At 73.4% G+C, this 3,965-nt stretch carries 2 protein-coding genes and 1 pseudogene; all 3 read left to right on the top strand.

Going from position 1 to position 3,965, the window contains the following annotated elements; translation table 11 throughout:
* The first annotated feature begins 352 nt into the window (after positions 1-352).
* Positions 353-1,981 (top strand): alkaline phosphatase D family protein, encoded by a 1,629-nt coding sequence (locus AN218_RS30540; protein WP_070020281.1) that lies wholly within the window; start codon positions 353-355, stop codon positions 1,979-1,981.
* Between the two features lie 155 nt (positions 1,982-2,136).
* Positions 2,137-3,606 carry a multidrug effflux MFS transporter gene (locus AN218_RS30535; protein WP_079132764.1) on the top strand — a complete coding sequence of 490 codons (1,470 nt, stop codon included), beginning with the start codon at positions 2,137-2,139 and terminating at the stop codon, positions 3,604-3,606.
* A gap of 129 nt (positions 3,607-3,735) precedes the next feature.
* Positions 3,736-3,965 (top strand): annotated as a pseudogene (locus AN218_RS30530) (small ribosomal subunit Rsm22 family protein); the annotation flags it as partial.

The following is a 3,965-nucleotide window of genomic DNA, read 5'->3' as shown; positions in this document are numbered from 1 at the left end:
CAGCGTCACCGGCCGCCCCGCGGCGGCCAGTTCGAGGGCGACGGCCCGCCCGATGCCCGACCCCGCGCCGGTCACCACCGCTGCCGTCGCCGTCGCCGTAGTCGCCGCCGTCTCCTCGTCCGGTCTCGTCATGGGCGCAGCGTACGCGGGGCCGCGGGCCCGCACGGGGGACGGCGGTAAGGCCCCGGTGCCGGAACGGCGCCGCCCGCACCGCGCCCCCTGACCTCCGTCCGCGACCTCTGTCCGCGAACACCGTCCGTGACGGCCCGCCCTACGGACGGCCACCGAACGGCCACCCCGCGGACGCGTGTCTGACCGGCTCCGGCCTTTCCCGGAGGGTGCAATCGCATGTATGACGCAGCCATCGAGCGCAGACAGCGAATACCGTGCGGCCGCACGGCGGTTGTGCCGTCGCCGGCTGCTGACCGGGACCGCGGCGGCCGTGACGCTCGCCCTCGGCATCGACCTCCCCCGGCCGGCACACGCGGCGGCGAAGCTCGACCCTGCCCGTATCGACAAGGACCCCTTCACCCTCGGTGTGGCCTCCGGCGACCCGCGGCCCGACTCCGTGGTGCTGTGGACGCGGCTCGCCCCCGAGCCGTACGAGCCGGACGGCGGACTGCCGCGTGAACCCGTCGCCGTCCGCTGGGAACTGGCCCGCGACAAGGGCTTCACCCGGGACGTGCGCAGCGGAGAGGCCACCGCGCACCCGGAGTTCAACCACGCGGTGCACGTCGTGCCCGAGGGGCTCAGCCCGCGTACCGGCTACTACTACCGCTTCCGTACCGGCATCTGGACCAGCGCCGTCGGCCGCACCCGTACCGCACCGTCCGCCGCCGACGCCTCCGGGTCGCTGCGCTTCGCGGCGGTCTCCTGCCAGGCGTACCACGACGGGTACTTCACCGCGCTCGGGCACCTCGCGCGCGAGGAGGACGTGGACGCCGTGCTGCACATGGGCGACTACCTGTACGAGTACGCCGTCGACGCGCACGGCGGCGACCGCGCCGATCCCACGCTCCGACTCCCCGACCGCTTCAACAAGGAGACCGTGACGCTGGAGGACTACCGGCTGCGGTACGCCCTCTACCACCGGGACCCCGACCTCCAGGCCGCCCACGCGGCCCACCCCTGGATCGTCACCTGGGACGACCACGAGGTGGAGAACAACTACGCGGACGAGACCCCCGAGGGCTCGCCCCCCGAGGCGTTCCTCGCCCGGCGGGCCGCCGCCTACCGCGCGTACTACGAGAACCTGCCGCTGCGCCCGCCGCAGCAGCCGTCCGGATCGTCCCTCCAGCTCTACCGCAGGCTCCAGTTCGGGCGCCTGGCGCAGCTCGACATCCTCGACGGGCGCCAGCACCGCGACGACCAGTCGGCGGGCGACGGCTGGAAGGTCCCCACCGACGAGACCGCCAGGCCGGACCGGACGATGCTGGGCACCGCACAGGAACGCTGGCTCGCCGACGGCTGGGAGAGCTCGCGCGCAGTGTGGAACGTGGTGCAGCAGCAGACCGTGCTCTCGCGGCGCCGCAACCGTACGAGCGGCCCGTACCCGCTCTCGATGGACGCCTGGGACGGCTACCCGGCGGCGCGCGGCCGCTTCCTCGACGCCGCGCGGAAGGCGGGCGTGACGAACCTCGCGGTGCTCACCGGCGACGTCCACGTGCACTACGCGATGGACATCAAGGAGGACTTCGACGACACCGGATCCCGTACCGCCGGTGTGGAACTCGTCACCACCTCCGTCGCCAGCGGAGGCGACGGCGTCGCCGAGCCCGGCGACTGGCAGACGCTGCGCGACGCCAACCCGCATATGAAGTTCTACGACGGGCGGCGCGGCTACGTCCTCCTCACCCTCGACCAGCGCCAACTCCGCGCGGATTACCGCACGGTGGACCGGGTCACCCGGCCGGGGGCACCGGTCTCCACGGCCGCGTCCTTCGTCTCGCGGGCCGGCGATCCGGGTCTGAAGGAGCTCTGAGAGTGCGCTGAGAGTGCGGTGACGGAGCTCTGACGGAGGCTCTGTACGGGGCCCGCGTACGGTACCGGCCCGGTCGTCGGCGAGGAATCGGCTGGGCCGGTGACGGACGCGTCTGGGAGAATGTGCCAGTCATCAACAATCTCCTGGAGAGGTGCATGTCCGAACCCGGTCCTGCCCGAACGGCCGCTTCCACAGCCCCTGTCGGCGACGACACCGTCGCTCCCGCGCCCGGCCCGGACGCCCTCGGCGTACCCGGCGGCACCGGCCGCACCCTCGCCTCCGCCGCCGGGCGCCCCGTGGACGAGCCCGGCGGGAGGTCCGGCGAGCAGCCCGAGGAGGTGCTCCTGCGGACGCCGGCGGAGACGCCCGCGGACAAGTCCCGTGCGGCGTCCGTGCCGGCGCCCGCCGTCCGTCTCGGCGCCCGCCGCCGTGCGGGTCTGCTCGTGACGTTCATCCTCGGCGGCCTCACGGCCCTGCCGGCGCTGTCGATGGACATGTACCTCCCGGCGCTCCCCGCCGTCGGCGGCACCCTGCACACCCCCGCCGCCACCGCGCAGCTCACCCTCACCGGATGTCTACTCGGGCTCGCCGTGGGGCAGTTGGTGGTGGGGCCGATGAGCGACCAGTTCGGACGCAGGCGCCCGCTGCTCATCGGCATGAGCGGCTACGTCGTCGCCGGGGTGGCCTGCGCCTTCGCGCCCACCGTCGAGACGCTGATCGTCTGCCGTCTGGTGCAGGGCCTGACCGGCGCCGCCGGCATCGTCATAGCCAGGGCCGTCGTACGCGACCTGTACGACGGCCTCGCCATGGCCCGCTTCTTCTCCACGCTGATGCTCATATCGGGCCTCGCGCCCATCCTCGCCCCCGTACTGGGCGGCCAGATCCTCCGCTTCACCGACTGGCGGGGCGTCTTCCTCATCCTCGCCGGGATCGGCGTCGTCCTGACCACCGTCGTGGCCCGCTGCCTCCCGGAGACGCTGGAGCCCCACAGGCGGCACAGCGGAGGCGTCCCGGACGCGCTGCGCACGATGCGCGGCCTCTTCGCCGACCGGGTCTTCACCGGTTATCTGCTCGCGGGCAGCTTCGGTTTCGCGGCGCTCTTCGCGTACGTCTCGGCCTCGCCGTTCGTGATCCAGGAGATCTACGGCGCCAGCCCGCAGACCTTCAGCCTGCTGTTCATGGTCAACTCCGTGGGTCTGGTGGCCGCCGGCCAGATCAACGGGAAGCTGCTCGTCGGCCGGGTGCCGCTGGACCGGGTCCTCGGCTTCGGGCTGTGTGTGACCGGCGCCGCCGCCGTCGCGCTGCTGCTGATGACGAGCGGCGTCTTCGGGCGGCCCGGGCTGCTGCCGGTCGCCGCCGCGCTGTGCGTCCTGATGACGGGCATGGGCTTCCTCATGCCGAACGCCAACTCCCAGGGCCTGATGCGTGCTTCGCACGCCGCCGGGTCGGCGTCCGCGCTGCTGGGCACCTCCCAGTTCCTGATCGGCGCGATCGCCTCGCCGCTGGTCGGCATCGCGGGGGAGCGCACCGCCGTACCGATGGCGCTGACGCAGCTCTGCGCGCTGTGCGTCGCGGCGCTGGCGTTCCTCGGGCTGTGCCGGCCCTGGCGCTCTGCGCGAAGCTGAACGGGCGTTCTGCGCGAAGCTGAACGGGCGCTCTGCGCGAAACTGAGCGGTGTGCTCTGCGCCGAGCTGAACGGGGCGGTGGACGGGCCCCGTTCGGGCCCCGCCGCCGCTCCATAGACTGTCGCGGTGATCGAGGAAGAACTGCGCCGTGCCCTCGCGGCGCTCGTCGACGGGCTGCCGCCGCGGCAGGCGGCCGGTGCCGTCGAACGGCTGATGACCGGCTACCGCGCGAAGAACGGCGCCGCCCCCGTGCTGCGCGACCGCGCGGACGTCGTGGCCTACGCCGCGTACCGGATGCCCGCCACGTTCGCGGCCGTCGCCGCCGCGCTGGAGGCTCTCGCCGTACGGACGCAGGGGTG

The sequence above is a fragment of the Streptomyces nanshensis genome, assembly GCF_001751255.1.
Lineage (GTDB): Bacteria > Actinomycetota > Actinomycetes > Streptomycetales > Streptomycetaceae > Streptomyces > Streptomyces nanshensis_A.
Note: the sequence above shows the minus strand (reverse complement) of the source record. Positions and strands in the feature narration are given on the sequence as shown.